Below are 13,716 nucleotides of genomic sequence, written 5' to 3' on the forward strand. Positions count from 1 at the left end.
CGCCGCGCCCGCGTGCCGGTCACCTCCGGCGTGCGGGACGGCGGCACATCAGCGGATCGTCGAACACCGTTGGGCGGCTCAGCATTGCGCCGCCCGACGTTAAGGGCTGTGGGGCTGCTACGCGCCGATCAGGCCCGACAGGTCGGGCAGGTAGGGGTAGAGGTCCGGCAGCGCGGACTGCGGCAGTAATCCCAGATCGACCTGGGCGGCCGTCCAGCCCTGCTCGACACCGAGTTGGATATTCTGCGACACCAGATCCCAGTCGATACCCGGCATGCCCCACGACACCGGGGTGGCGATGTCGGCGGGATCAGAACGGTCGTAGCCCAGATCGATCAACACCCGCAACGCGGGCTGGATGAAGTCAGCCATCGCCGGCCCGAACAGCGGAAACATCCGCAGCGATTCGAGCAGCGGCAGATTCATAGTGGGGATCAAGTAGATGGAGGTGTCGCCGTCGTACCCCTCTGACATGGGCAGCTTCACCGCGTCCGCCATCGCACTCGGGTCCCAAGAACTGGGATAGCCGGTAATCAGGTACGGATGCAGATAGACGTAACCCGCCATCGAATTCGCCAGCGCCAGCAGGTTCAGCGGATATTTGGGGAAGTCGGTCGCGCCGCTGTACTCGAAGTTGTAGATGTCGGTGGTGTAGGGCGTATCGACGGGCGTGGGCGGAAGACTCCCGAAGTCCAGCGGAAAGCGCGTGAAGATTCCGCCGTTGGGCGTGTTGAGATCCTCGACCAGCACGAAATGCAGATTCGCGGGGTCGGGCGCCGATGCACCGGCCTGGGCGAGGTCGATCATCGCCTGCGTGGCGATCGATGTGGTCGAGGAGACGCCGAACACCGTCACCGGTCCGTCGTCCAGATGCCGCGCGATGTCCTGGTTCAGGGTCTTGGCGGCGTCGAGAAGGCTCTGCTGGTAATCCGAGGGATTCAGCGGCTCAACGACCGGGGTGTAGCCCGAATAAATCGACTGGCCCGGAAAAGGATTGGCGGGGTTGATGAACAAGTCCATCACCCGTTGTTGGTAGACCGCACCGGGATCTGGCGTCAGGACATACCCCATGATCAACGCCGTGCCGTTGCTCTCCCCGAAAGCGAACGATGCGTTGAACATCGAGGTCAGCCCCATCAGTCCGGCGCAGCCCCCCGCCAAGACACCGGCCGTCAACCATCGATAGCTGGAATGCGTCATCTGATCCCCCATTTATCTCAGACACATGCTCGCGTCAGCCTACACAGGCGTTGGACCCAGCGCGCGCCGAGGCGGCCAACACTGTCTCGGGCGGCGAAAGCGCGTCTGCTGTCGCGAATATCGCGGGAGATAAGGTGAGCGCGTGGTTCTACCAGGTCCGGGCGACGAAAGCGCAGCGATCGTCACCGGCGCGTCCTCCGGGATCGGTGCCGCGATGGCCCGCGAACTCGCGCGGCGTGGCCACCAGCTGATCCTGGTCGCCCGCAGCGCCGATCGGTTGCACGCGCTGGCCGGCGAGTTGAGTGCGCTTCGACTGCGACCGGTGCACGTGCTGCCGACCGATCTGCGCAGTGCTGCCGAACGAGCCGCGCTGCCCGGCCGGATCGCTGAGCTGGGCGTGGTGCCGGATGTTCTGATCAACAACGCCGGGGTGGCGAGGGTGGGGCTGATCGCGCAATCCGGGCCGGAAGATCAGCTGGGACTGATCGAGGTGGACGTGGCCGCTGTCGTCGACCTGTGCACCCGGTTTCTGCCCGGCATGGTGGCGCGGGGGCGTGGCGCGGTGCTGAACGTGTCCTCGATCGCCGCGTTCGGCCCGCTGCCCGGCCAGGCCAGCTACGGCGCCGCCAAGGCGTTCGTCGCGTCATACACCGAAAGTTTGCGGAGTGAGCTGCGCGGGACCGGCGTCACGGCCACCGTGCTGTGCCCGGGGCCGGTCGACACCGGTCTGGATGTGGCTGCGGGATTCCGGAAGGGCGAGCGCCGGCGAGTGCTGCCGGGCGTGATGTGGAAGTCGGTGGACCACGTTGCTAGGGCAGCCGTCGACGGCGTGGCCGCGGGCAAGGGCAGGGTGACCCCGGGCTGGGCGAATCGCCTGATCGTGGGCATATGCCGTGCTGTTCCCCATGGCCCACTGCTACCGTTGCTGGCACGGCGCACGCCACTGTCGACGCGCAACGCCGGGACGGGAAAGGTCGGGCCATCGTCGAAGTCAATCAGGGGCAGGTCGCTGGACAGGGGGAGCAGTGTCGTGCTTGAGGTGATCGATAAGGGCTGCGTCAGTGAGGCACATCCGGCGCCTTTGCTGTTCGTGCACGGAGCATGGCACGCCGCGTGGTGCTGGGACGAGAATTTCCTCGGCTACTTCGCCGATCTGGGTTACCGTGCGCTGGCGGTCAGTTTCCGTGGCCACGGCAGCAGCTCCAACGACAAGCCGCTGCGACACTGCAGCGTCGAGGACTACGTCCAAGACGTCCGCTCGGTCGCCGATGAGCTGCCGGTCTCGCCGGTGGTGATCGGCCACTCGATGGGCGGGCTGATCGTGCAGAAGTACCTCGAGAGCCGGCCGGCGCCTGCCGGAGTACTGATGGCCTCGATTCCCCCGCAGGGCAACTACGGATCGAGTCTGCGCTGGCTACGCCATCGGCCGTGGCAGGCCATCAAGATGGCGGTGACCGGAAAGTCGCTGCCCTATATCAACACACCGGAGCTGGCCCGCGAGAAGTTCTTCTCGCCGGCGACCCCGGAGCACACCGTGTTGGAATGCGCGGCGCGGCTGCAGGAGGACAGCGCGCGGGTCAGTGTCGACTGCTTGATGCTTAAACTGCCGCATCCGAAGCGGGTAACCACACCACTGCTGGTGCTGGGTGCCGAGCAGGACGGCGCGCACACCTGCAAAGAGGTGCGGGCCACCGCGCGTGCCTACGGCACCGAAGCCGAATTCTTTCCGCGTATGGGCCACAACATGATGCTTGAACCGGGCTGGGAGGCCGTGGCCGAGCGCATTCACACCTGGCTCGGTTCCCGCGGCCTGTAAACGCCCCAGCTGTTCGGGCCAGATTCGGCCCGCCCTCTCAGTCCTTGGTGAAGTGGTACAGGCGGTAGACGAACTCGCCGTTCTTCAGGGCGCCGTTGAAGGTCCAGTCGGTTGCGGCGCTGGCGAAGCGGGCCAGACCACCGTGGTGGGCGATCATGTCCTGCTTGCGGGCCAGATTCTTCTCGTTTCCGCGCAGCACGTCCATGCTGATGTCCTCCTGCGACACCAGCCGCAGACCGGTGTCGGCCAGCTCGGCATCCCAGCGGGCCAGCTCGCTGCGCCGACGGAAATCGGTGTAGAGGAAGTGACCGCCCGGGGCCAGCACCCGTGCCGCGCCGTTGAAGAACTTGGCCGGGTGCGGATACAGGTGCGATGCCTCCACTTGGAACACCACGTCGAACGAGCCGTCTTCGAAGGGCAGGTTCTCCGCGTCACCCTGCACGAAGTCCATCCCGGGCAGCTGGTGGCGTTCCCGGCAGAACTCGATGGCGGTCTCGTTGAGGTCCAGGCCGGTGTAGGAGGCGGGCTTGAAAGTGCGGGCGACATACGACGCGCCGCCGCCGTGGCCACAGCTCACCTCGAGCACCTTCTTGCCGGCCAGATCAGTCAGGGCGGCGGTGCGGTGGTACTGCTGGATGAAGAACCGGTTGGGTTCGTCGGACGCCTCCAGGGGCACCGCCATCGGCGGGTCCTCTTCATAGCCGTAGTTGAGGAACAACCAGTCGTCGCCGCTGAGCATCTTGGTCTGGGTGGAGAACCGCTTGGTCACGAAAGACGTGAACAACAGGTGGTAGACGAACGGGTTCGTCATGACGCGGTGGGATACCGGATTGAAGATCAGGCGGTTCATCGTGACCATCGAAAAAGTATCTCACGATTCTGGAGGGCCCGCCGTGGCCGGGTCCCAGGACAGCGACATCCTCAGTCGCGTAGACCGCGCATCAGAATTCGTTCCCACATCCGATCGGTCAACATCGCTCGCGCCAGCACGGTCGCCTTGCCGGAGAGCCCGACCACATAGCGCGGCTTGGGATTCTTGGCCCGGACCACGCGTAACACGGCACGCGCGACCACGTCGGGTTCGATCATCACGCCGCTCTTATTGGAGAGTTCACGAGTGTTGTCCGCGTAGCGGATCTTGAAGCTGCCGTAGGGATCATCCTCGGCGTACGACGGTCGTGCCTCTTGTTGCGAGGTGACGAACGGAGTCCGCACCGCTGTCGGGTCCAGCAGCACCACTCGCACTCCGAACGGCGCGACTTCGGCGCGCAGCGAGAGCGACAGCGCCTCCATGCCGTACTTGACCACGTGGTAGCCGCCGGCCCCCGGACTGGCGAAACGTCCGCCGGTGCTGCCGATGTTGACGATCACGCCGGCCCCGCGCTGGCGCATTCTCGGCAGGACCGCTTGAGCTAAGTGAAGTGTCGCAACGACATTGGTTTCGAACAATCTGCGCAGGTCATCGAGAGCCACTTGTTCGAGCGGACACGTCAGGGGAAATCCGGCGCTGTTGACCAGAACATCGACCCCGCCGTGTTCGGCGGTGATCTCCGCGATGAGCTGGTCGACCGCAACCTCATCGGTGACGTCCAGGGCGCGGGCGATCAGCCCGCGTTGCGAAAGACGTTGCAGCGCTTCGGGGTTACGGCCCACCGCGAAAACGCGGTAGCCGGCGGACTGTAGCCGATCTGCGGTCGCCTCGCCGATCCCGCTCGTCGCCCCGGTGACCAGCGCTACCGGGGTCATCGGGTGCCGGTGTTCCCGGAGTGCACGGGCGCGGGGTCCGCGCCGGACTCGGCAGGCACCAACTCGACGGGCAGGTGCTCCAGACCGCGCATGGTCGCATTGACCAGGTAGCGATACTCCCCGGCCAGTCGGATGGCCTTGACGTGGGGGATCAGCTGCGTCAGCACCCGGCTGACTTCGATGCGGGTCAGGTGGGTGCCCAGGCAATAGTGCGCGCCGCCGCCGAACGCCAGGTGATCGGTCGGATTGCGGTCCAGGTCGAAGGTGTCAGGATCTGGGTAGTGCGCCGGGTCCCGATTGGCGGCCGCGTACAGGATCAGCACTCGCGCGCCGGCCGGAATGGTGTGGTCGCCGACCCGGTAGTCGCGGGTTGCGGTCCGGTAGAAACCCTGGACCGGGGAGACCAGTCGCAGTTGCTCTTCGATCGCGGCGGGGATCAGCTCAGGGTGTTCGCGTAGCCGGGTGTAGACGTCCGGACGCTGCGCCAGCGTCAGAAACAGACCCGAGATCAGGTTCGTCGTGGTCTCACTACCGGCGCCGACCAGCATAGACGCCGTCCAGAAGACCTCGTCGTCGGAGAGCGTGTCCGCACCGCTGGGCGCCGCCAGCATCGAGATCAGGTCGTCGCCGGATTCCGCGCGGCGCGCCTTGATCATCGGATCGAGGCTGCGGTGCATCGCGATGACCGCCTGGCTCGAGCGCATGTTCATCGCCATCCCACGCAGGTTCAGCGGTGCGAACGCGGCCTCATTGATGGTGTCCGCCCATTCCAGGAACTGGTGCCGGTCTTCCTGCGGTATTGCCAGCATCATGGTGATCAGCCGGTTGGGCAGCGGCTTGGCCAGATCGGCCACGATCTCGACGCGTCCGCGCTTGATCATCGCGGCGACGAGCTCGTCGGCGGCACGATTAATGTTGATCTCCCACGACTTCATCGCGCGGGGGGTGAAGGCACGAGACACCGACCGGCGCAGCCGGGTGTGCACCGGCGGGTCGGTGGCGTTCATGGTTTGCAGGCGGACCCGGAAGCGGGCCTGGCTCTCCGCCGACGACAGCGCCTCGTCGTCGCGCAACGCCTGGCGGACCTCGTCGTAGCCCGGGATGATCCAGATGCCGCGCTTGCGGCTGTACCAGACCTTCGGACCGGACAGCAGCGTGCGATATCCCGGGTAGGGATCGTGCATCGTCTCGGGGGCGAACGGGTCGAAGTCGGTCAGCGGCGCGGTTTCGCGTCGGGTCAGCACATACCGGTAGGCGGTTGCCCGGTCGCGAGCCACCCCGATGAGCCCGTCGGTGCCGATCTTGAGCAGGCTGGCGCGAAAGCGAAGCCGACGCGTCAGTTCCTTCTGGTCCATCTGGCGAGCCCCTCCTCAGGATCGTCGGGTGTGGAGCGATTGGCCCGCGCCTGGCCCGCGGGTGGCTAGCCGCCACCCTAGCCCGGTGGCCGCTGTCGCCTGCAGGGACGTCGGTCACGAAAGAAGCGCCGGAGCGCGGGGACCTCAGTCCCGACTCGCTCCGGCGCTTCGACGCGGTGTCCTCAGTCTTTGACGAGGTCGAAAATGCGGTAGGTGATCTCGCCGCGGTCCAGATCGCGGTAGAACAGCGAACCCTCCACCACGGCGAACTCCCGGGCGAAGCGGCGCAGGAAGAACGGCATCCGCTCGTTGATCAGGTCGTTGGAGCGGGGCGAGTTGGCCGCCAGGCCGCGAACGACCTCGCGGCTGATGTCGCGCTCGTTGACCAACCGCAGCGGCGGGGTGGCCAGGGTCTGCTGCCAGGACTCGATGTCTTCCTTGGCGCGGAAGTCGGTGTGCAGGAAGTGCCCACCGGGACGCAGCACCCGTCCCACTTCGCGGACGAACTGGGCGAAGTCGGGGTAGATGTGCGACGCCTCGACGTTGACCACCGCGTCGAACGAGTTGTCCGGGAACGGCAGGTTAAGTGCGTCACCCTGCACGAAGTCCAGCCCCGGCACCTGGTGGCGCTGCTGACAGAAGGCGACACCGTCCGGGTTGAAGTCCAGGCCGGTGTAAGAGGCGGGCTTGAGGGTGCGGGCTAGAAAGGAGGCGCCGCCGCCGTGGCCGGAGCTGACTTCGAGCACGTTCTTGCCGGCCAGGTCGATCTGGGTGGCGGTCTGGTGGTAGAGCTGGATTGAGTACCGGTTCTCTTCGTCGGCCTCGTCGAGCTTCAGGCCCAGCGGCGGGTCCTGCTCATAGCCCCAGTTGAGGAAGACGACGTCGTCGTGTCCCATGCGCTTGGTCATGAACGGGTACCAGTACTTGAAGGCCTTCTTGTACAGCGGCATCGCCGAGATGCGGTACACCAGATCGGCGCCGACTTTTTCCAAGGTCTCAGATGGGGAACGCACCATACCGAAAGTATGGCACAGCGCAGACGGAGCTTCAGACCTCGGTGAGCTGCGCCGGCAACTGCGCGCGTTGCGGCTCGCCGCGGTACCGCGACGGCGCACCGTCAATCTTGCAGATGCGCCACATCAACCGCGCCGCGGGATTCATCAGTCCGAGTTCATGGCAGACCATCCGCACATCGGCGAACATGTCCCGCCAGGTCTGGCGTGCGTCCGGGTTGCCGAAGAACCACTTCTTGCGCGCCGACTTGGGAACATCGAACTCGCGGAAGAATTTGCGGGGCGGCACCACCATCGCCTGCCCGAGCATGCGCATGACGACGGGCACATAGAGCGAGAGCATGAACCGGCTGCTCCACCACAGCCGTGGCACCCGCCGCTGCAGGTACTGGTGGGCGAACGAGATGTGCCGGGCCTCTTCGGCGACGTGGATTCCGATCATCCTCCGGACGATCTCCGGGACACTGTCCTCTTCCCGAAGGGCAAGGGTCTGCAGGTAATCGAACGGGACCTCGCCCGCCAGGACCCCGAAGAAGAACGAGTTGGGCAACGGTCCGGCGTACAGCGGCACGATCGGGGAGAGCAGGCGCAGCCACCGCGGCATGCCCGGGACATCGACGCCGATGCGGTTCACCAGCTCCTGGAACATCAGCGTGTGGTTGCATTCCTCGATGCACTCGTGCAGGCAGTAGCGGTACTCCGGCGAGCCGTTGGGAACCCAGAACGTGTAGTGCATCAGGCCGCGCACCAGAATGCCCTCGAACTGCACGCCGACCTTGGCCATGTTGGCCTGACGCCACATGCCGATCGCGATCTTCTTTTCCAGGGGCTGCGCCTGGTACCACGGGTGGCGGCCCAGCGGGTCCGCTCCTGACAGCACCCAACGGGAGTCGTCCGTCTTGACCGCGAGTTCGGGATCATTCCAGTCGATGTCCACGTACGGGTTGAAATTGCGTCGCACCGAACTTTCGGACAGCGTCGCCAAGGTTTCGCCGTAAGCCGCGTCGCCCCCGACGTACATGGCGTTCTTCAGCCGTCGAACGAAGTAGAAAAGGGCATAGGGCACCGACGCGACGGCAATCGAGCCGGCCAGCAACCAGCAGATGTCGATCACGACGGTCGGCATACGGACCCATTCCCCTTTTCCTGGCACGCACCTCGCGGGGCGTAGCCGAGCCGAAGCTTACCGTCAAGTTTGGCAAAACAGTAAGGTTTAACCGTTCACTTGAGTGTGATCGGCATCATGTTGGTACCAGCCGGCAGCCATTACTTTATCTTCCGGTCGCGGGCCGCTGGAAATCGGTCTGACCTGCACGTACAGCGATATATTGCGGCGTTGGGGTAGCGTGTTCTCCTTATGGGGACCCAGGAATATGACGCCGTCATCGTGGGCGCGGGCTTCGGCGGCATCGGTGCGGCCATCCAACTCAACAAGCTGGGCTACGACAACATCGTGATCGTCGACCGGCTGGACGGGCTCGGCGGAACATGGCGGGTCAACCACTACCCGGGGCTCTCCGTCGATCAGCCCTCTACTACTTATTCCTACTGGTTCGAACCCAACCCCTACTGGTCGCGACTGTTTGCCCCCGGCAATGAGGTCCAGGCCTACGCCGAGCATGTGGCCGACAAGTATGACGTCACGCGTTTCATGCGCTTCAACACGACCGTCGACGGCGCCCAGTGGGATGAGGACGCCAAACTGTGGCGGACCTCGCTGGCCGGCGGTGAGACGCTGACCTCGCAGTTCCTCATCGTTGCCACCGGCTTCCTGTGCCAGCCCAAGATCCCGGAGATCCCCGGCATCGAGTCGTTCGCCGGCCATATCGTCCACACCGCGCAGTGGGACCACGAGTACTCGATGGCGGGCCGTCGGGCGGCCGTCATCGGAACCGGGTCCACCGGGATCCAGGTGATCCCCGAGTTGGCCAAAGAGGTCGCCGACCTGACGGTGTATCAGCGCACCCCGATCCTGGTGACCCCCAAGTCCGACGTGGTGTTCCCGCCCGTGGTGCAGCGGATGTTCGCCCGGGTGCCGTTCACTCAGCGCATCGTGCGGTGGCTGACCGACAACACCACGGACTTCATGATGGTCCTGACCATGTGGCGCTACCGGCGCTTCAAGTTCCTCAACAAGGCGATGGCGGCCCAATCGGCGCGGCATCGGCGCCGGGCGGTGCGGGATCGTGAACTCGCCGAGAAGATGCGGCCCGATTTCGACTTCGGCTGTAAGCGTCCGTCGATCTCCAACGACTACTACCCGACGTTCGCCAGGCCGAATGTGCACCTCGTGACCGAGGGGATCGAGCGGATCGAACCCGACGGCATCGTGGCGCGGGACGGCACCAAGCGCGAGATCGACACCTTGGTGCTGGCGACGGGATACGACGTCTGGGAGGGTAACCTGCCGGCGATCGAGGTGATCGGTCGCGGCGGGCGCAACCTGGGCAAATGGTGGCGTGAGACCCGTTTCCAGGCCTATCAGGGCATGACGGCCCCACAGTTCCCGAACTTCATCAACATGGCCAGCCCGTTCTCCTGGGTCGGGTTGTCCTGGTTCAACACCGTGGAGTACCAGACCCGGCACATGAATCGGCTGTTCGGTGAGGTGCGGCGGCGTCAGGCGCAGACGTTCGAGGTCACCGAGGAGGCCAACACCCGCTTCTACGAGCGGATGATGAGCCTGCTGGACAACTCGGTGTTCCACCTGGGCAACTGCGCGACATCGAATTCCTACTGGTTCAACCAGACCACCGGGGAGGCGCCACTCTTCCGTCCGACCTCGGTGCGCAGCGCCGTGAAGGAGCAGGATCACTTCCCGCTCTCGGACTACCAGATCGGATAATTTCCGCTGCTACGGTCCTGAACAGGGGGTTACAGTGATCGTTTGGGCAAAATGTCGGATGAGGGGCATCAGACAATGACGCCTACACATCACCTGATCCAGGGGGGCGGGTCGTCCGTGGCCGCATTCGTTCGTCGCTTCGCCTTGCCGATAATCCTGGGCTGGGTGGCCCTCACCGTATTGGTGAGCGTCGCCGTGCCGCCGCTGGAGCAGGTCGCCAAGGAACATCCGGTGTCGTTGAGCGCCAAAGACTCACCGTCGATTCAGGCGATGGCACGGCTGGGGCATGTCTTCGCGGAGTCCAACACCGACAGCGCGGCGATGATCGTCATCGAAGGCGACGAGCCGCTCGGCGACGCCGCTCACCACTACTACAACGAGCTGATCGCCCAGCTCAACGCCGACACCACACACGTGCAACACATTCAGGACTTCTGGGGTGACCCGCTGACCGCGGGTGGCGCCCAAAGTTCGGATGGCAAAGCCGCGTTGGTGCAGCTGAACCTCGCCGGAAACCAGGGCGAGGCGCTGGCCAACGATTCGGTCGAGGCGGTCCGCGACGTCGTGGCCCGCACACCCGCTCCGGCCGGGGTCCGGGCATACGTCACCGGCCCGGCGCCGATGGTCACCGACATGAACACCAGCGGCGACCGGGCGGTGCTCAAGATCCTGGTGGCCACCGTCTCGGTGATTTCGCTGATGCTGTTGCTGCTCTACCGATCATTCAGCACCGTCGCGCTGTTGTTGGCCGTGGTCGGGATCGAGCTGGCCGCGGCGCGCGGAATCGTCGCCGTCCTGGGGCATTACGGCCTGATCGGTCTGTCCACATTCGCGATCAACATCCTGGTCACCTTGGCGATCGCCGCCGGCACCGACTACGGCATCTTCTTCATCGGCCGCTATCACGAAGCCCGCCATGCCGGCGAAGACCCGGAGACCGCGTACTTCACCACCTATCGCGGGGTCGCCCACGTGGTGCTCGCTTCGGGCCTGACCATCGCCGGCGCCACATTCTGTCTGAGCTTCACCCGATTGCCGGTCTTCCAGACCATGGGCGCGCCCTGCGCGGTCGGCATGCTGGTCGCGGTGGCGATCGCGCTGACGCTGGTTCCGGCGGTCCTGGCCATCGCCACGCGTCACGGTCTGCTCGAACCCCGCCGCAAGATGTCCGATCGCGGCTGGCGCAAGGTGGGCACCGCGATCGTGCGCTGGCCGGCTCCGATCTTCTTGGCCGCCTGCTCGATCGCGCTTATTGGCCTGCTCGCGCTGCCGGGCTACAAAGTCAGTTACAAAGACCCGTCGTTCATCCCGCAGGACACTCCCGCCAACCTTGGCTGGGCCGCTGCGGCGCGACACTTCCCGGAATCGCGCCTGCTCCCCGAGGTGGTGTTGGTCGAGTCCGATCACGACATGCGCAACTCCGCGGACTTCCTGGTGCTCAACAAGCTGGCCAAGAGCATCTTTGCCGTCGAGGGCGTTGCCATGGTGCAGGGCGTGACCCGCCCGGAGGGCACCCCGCTCGGTCACACCTCGATTCCGTTCCTGCTCAGCATGCAGAACGCCGGGCAGATGCAGAACCTTGACTTCGTCAAGAGCCGGGTGGCCGACATGCGCCAGCAGGCCGACGACCTCGAGGGAACCATCGCCTCGCTACAGCGGATGTACGCGCTGATGCAGCAGTTGGGCACCAGCACCCAGCACGCGACCGGTGTCTCGCGCGAGGCGATGGACCTGGCTCAGCAGGTGCGCGGCGACATCACCGACCTGAACCAGAATTCCAAGGCGCTTCGGGAATCGGTTGAGAAGCAACAGAATTGCGGGAGCGACTCGACCTGCTTGTCGCTGCGCGCGGCGTATGCGTCGATGGACGGCACCCTGCTGCTCACCGACAAGATCAATGAGCTGGCGCCGGACATGAGCAACATCGATGTGGTGACGCCCCAGCTACTGGAGATGATGCCGGCGCAGATCGCGGCACTTCGCAGCCTGCAGACGATGATGCTGACGTTGCACAGCACCATGTCGGGCATCATGGCGCAGATCGAGGAGGTCGGCGGCGACTCCGCAGCGATGGGCCAGGACTTCGACGCGGCGAAGAGCGACGACTCGTTCTATCTCCCGCGGGAAGCCTTCGACAACCCGGACTTCAAGCGCGTGATCCAGCTGTTCCTGTCGCCGGACGGACACGCCGCGCGGTTCTTCGTCACGCACGATGGCTACCCGGCGACCCCGGAGGGCATGGCGCGGGTCAATCTGATCAAGAAGGCCGCCACCGAGTCGTTGAAGGGCACCCCGCTGTCTGGCGCCAAGGTCTACGTGGCGGGCACCGCAGCGCTCTTCAACGACTTGCAGGGCACCGCCGACTACGACCTGCTGATCGCCGGAATCACCTCGCTGGCAATCATTTTCATCATCATGTTGCTGATCACTCGAAGCTTCATCGCCTCCGTGGTGATCGTCGGGACGGTGCTGGCCTCGCTGGGGGCGTCGTTCGGGTTGTCGGTACTGCTGTGGCAGTACATCTTCGGCATCAACCTGCACTGGCTCGTGCTGGTGATGTCGGTGATCATCTTGTTGGCGGTGGGCTGTGACTACAACCTGCTGCTGGTCGCTCGGTTCAAAGAGGAGATGGGCGCCGGACTCAAGACCGGCATCATCCGCACCATGGGTGGTACCGGCAAGGTCGTCACAGCGGCCGGGCTGGTGTTCGCGTTCACCATGGCGTCCATGCTCGTCAGTGATCTGCGGGTGGTGGGTCAGGTGGGCACCACCATCGGGCTCGGTCTGCTGTTCGACACCCTGGTGGTGCGCTCATTCATGATGCCGTCGATGGCGGCGCTGCTGGGGCGATGGTTCTGGTGGCCACTGAACGTGCGAGAGCACCCCCCGCGGGCGCTGCCGGTCGCGGTGCCGGCCGCGGCCGCCGCCACCCAAGGCAAATCCGTAGCGCATGATCGGACATTCGAGGACATGGTCGCCACGGCGTTCCCGGAGCTGTCCGGCCGGCCGACGGACGAAGAGCGGCCCACTGAAGATCGATCCACCGAGGTGCTGGCCGCGATCCAGCCGCCGGAGGAAGAGACCGACCACTGAGCCGGAGCCGAACCGGCTCTGGTCAGCGCGGCACCGCGTGGGCTAGATTTGCACGAGCCCCGATTGTAGAAATGATTCGCGGGGTCTGATGGGGTGCTCGACGATGCCCACCGGCGTCTGTTGAACCGCTCGGAGGGAGCGCCAGATATGTCCGATGCAGCCCTTTCTGCGGCGTTGGAGCGTGAGCATCTGCAGATCGACGCCGGGATCAGAGCCTTCCTGGAGGACCTGGAGGCCGGCAGGGTCGACGTCGACGGCCTCAGCGCCACTTTGGCTGTGCTGCGACGCCACATCTACCTGGAGGAACAGTTGCTGTTCCCGCCGATCAGCAGCGGAGCCCACATGATGGCGGTCTTCGGGATGATCCGAGGCCATGGCGAGATCTGGCGCACTATGAACGCTCTCGACGATCTGACGCGTGCCGGCGCCGATCATGCCACCCTGCGCGGCGCCTGTTGCCGGCTGCTGGACCAGTTGGCCGACCACAACAAGGTGGAGGAGCCGGTGATCTACCCGGCCGCCGACACCGGGCTGGCACCGGAAGTGGCCGCCGAAGTGGCCGAATTTCTTGCCGCCGGCCGGATGCCCGACGGGTGGACCTGCGCACGAGGGGCGGCCTGAGCCGCATCTAAGCCCGGCGGTTCAGCG

The 13,716-nt window shown here is 65.2% G+C and carries 9 protein-coding genes and 2 pseudogenes; 5 read left to right on the top strand and 6 right to left on the bottom strand.

Annotated features, from left to right (window positions below):
• Positions 1 to 117: 117 nt before the first annotated feature.
• Positions 118 to 1,200 carry a PE-PPE domain-containing protein gene (locus N416_RS0101555; RefSeq protein ID WP_231383955.1) on the bottom strand — a complete coding sequence of 361 codons (1,083 nt, stop codon included), beginning with the start codon at positions 1,198 to 1,200 and terminating at the stop codon, positions 118 to 120.
• Positions 1,201 to 1,342: 142 nt separating this feature from the next.
• Between N416_RS0101555 and N416_RS21205 the strand changes: the two are divergent.
• A pseudogene (locus N416_RS21205) lies at positions 1,343 to 2,143 on the top strand (SDR family NAD(P)-dependent oxidoreductase); the annotation flags it as partial.
• Between the two features lie 87 nt (positions 2,144 to 2,230).
• On the top strand, positions 2,231 to 3,016 hold the full coding sequence (locus N416_RS0101565) for an alpha/beta hydrolase (protein WP_024440390.1): 786 nt from the start codon (positions 2,231 to 2,233) through the stop codon (positions 3,014 to 3,016).
• 37 nt (positions 3,017 to 3,053) lie between these two features.
• On the opposite strand, the gene N416_RS0101570 is transcribed toward N416_RS0101565, so the two are convergent.
• From N416_RS0101570 to N416_RS0101590, 5 genes are all read right to left on the bottom strand, one after another.
• On the bottom strand, positions 3,054 to 3,866 hold the full coding sequence (locus N416_RS0101570; RefSeq protein ID WP_024440382.1) for a phthiotriol/phenolphthiotriol dimycocerosates methyltransferase: 813 nt from the start codon (positions 3,864 to 3,866) through the stop codon (positions 3,054 to 3,056).
• A 71-nt stretch (positions 3,867 to 3,937) separates the two neighbouring features.
• Positions 3,938 to 4,762 (bottom strand): SDR family NAD(P)-dependent oxidoreductase, encoded by an 825-nt coding sequence (locus N416_RS0101575; RefSeq protein ID WP_024440383.1) that lies wholly within the window; start codon positions 4,760 to 4,762, stop codon positions 3,938 to 3,940.
• Positions 4,759 to 6,117 (bottom strand): cytochrome P450, encoded by a 1,359-nt coding sequence (locus N416_RS0101580; RefSeq protein ID WP_024440384.1) that lies wholly within the window; start codon positions 6,115 to 6,117, stop codon positions 4,759 to 4,761. The genes N416_RS0101575 and N416_RS0101580 overlap by 4 nt, the downstream gene beginning before the upstream one ends.
• A gap of 182 nt (positions 6,118 to 6,299) precedes the next feature.
• Positions 6,300 to 7,067, bottom strand: coding sequence for a phthiotriol/phenolphthiotriol dimycocerosates methyltransferase (locus N416_RS0101585; RefSeq protein ID WP_046300145.1), 768 nt, complete (start codon positions 7,065 to 7,067; stop codon positions 6,300 to 6,302).
• Positions 7,068 to 7,164: 97 nt separating this feature from the next.
• Entirely contained in the window at positions 7,165 to 8,151 is a 987-nt protein-coding gene (locus N416_RS0101590; protein ID WP_024440386.1) for a diiron oxygenase, read from the bottom strand.
• A gap of 336 nt (positions 8,152 to 8,487) precedes the next feature.
• Between N416_RS0101590 and N416_RS0101595 the strand changes: the two genes are divergently transcribed.
• The 3 genes and pseudogenes from N416_RS0101595 to N416_RS0101605 all read left to right on the top strand — a co-directional run bounded on the left by N416_RS0101595 (position 8,488) and on the right by N416_RS0101605 (position 13,689).
• Entirely contained in the window at positions 8,488 to 9,975 is a 1,488-nt protein-coding gene (locus tag N416_RS0101595; RefSeq protein ID WP_024440387.1) for an NAD(P)/FAD-dependent oxidoreductase, read from the top strand.
• Between the two features lie 75 nt (positions 9,976 to 10,050).
• Positions 10,051 to 12,888 (top strand): annotated as a pseudogene (locus tag N416_RS0101600) (RND family transporter); the annotation flags it as partial.
• A 327-nt stretch (positions 12,889 to 13,215) separates the two neighbouring features.
• Positions 13,216 to 13,689, top strand: a complete 474-nt coding sequence (locus tag N416_RS0101605) for a hemerythrin domain-containing protein (protein WP_024440389.1) — start codon at positions 13,216 to 13,218, stop codon at positions 13,687 to 13,689.
• Positions 13,690 to 13,716 lie beyond the last annotated feature (27 nt).

It is taken from the genome of Mycobacterium sp. UM_WGJ, from assembly GCF_000455125.1.
In the GTDB taxonomy this organism is placed as follows: domain Bacteria; phylum Actinomycetota; class Actinomycetes; order Mycobacteriales; family Mycobacteriaceae; genus Mycobacterium.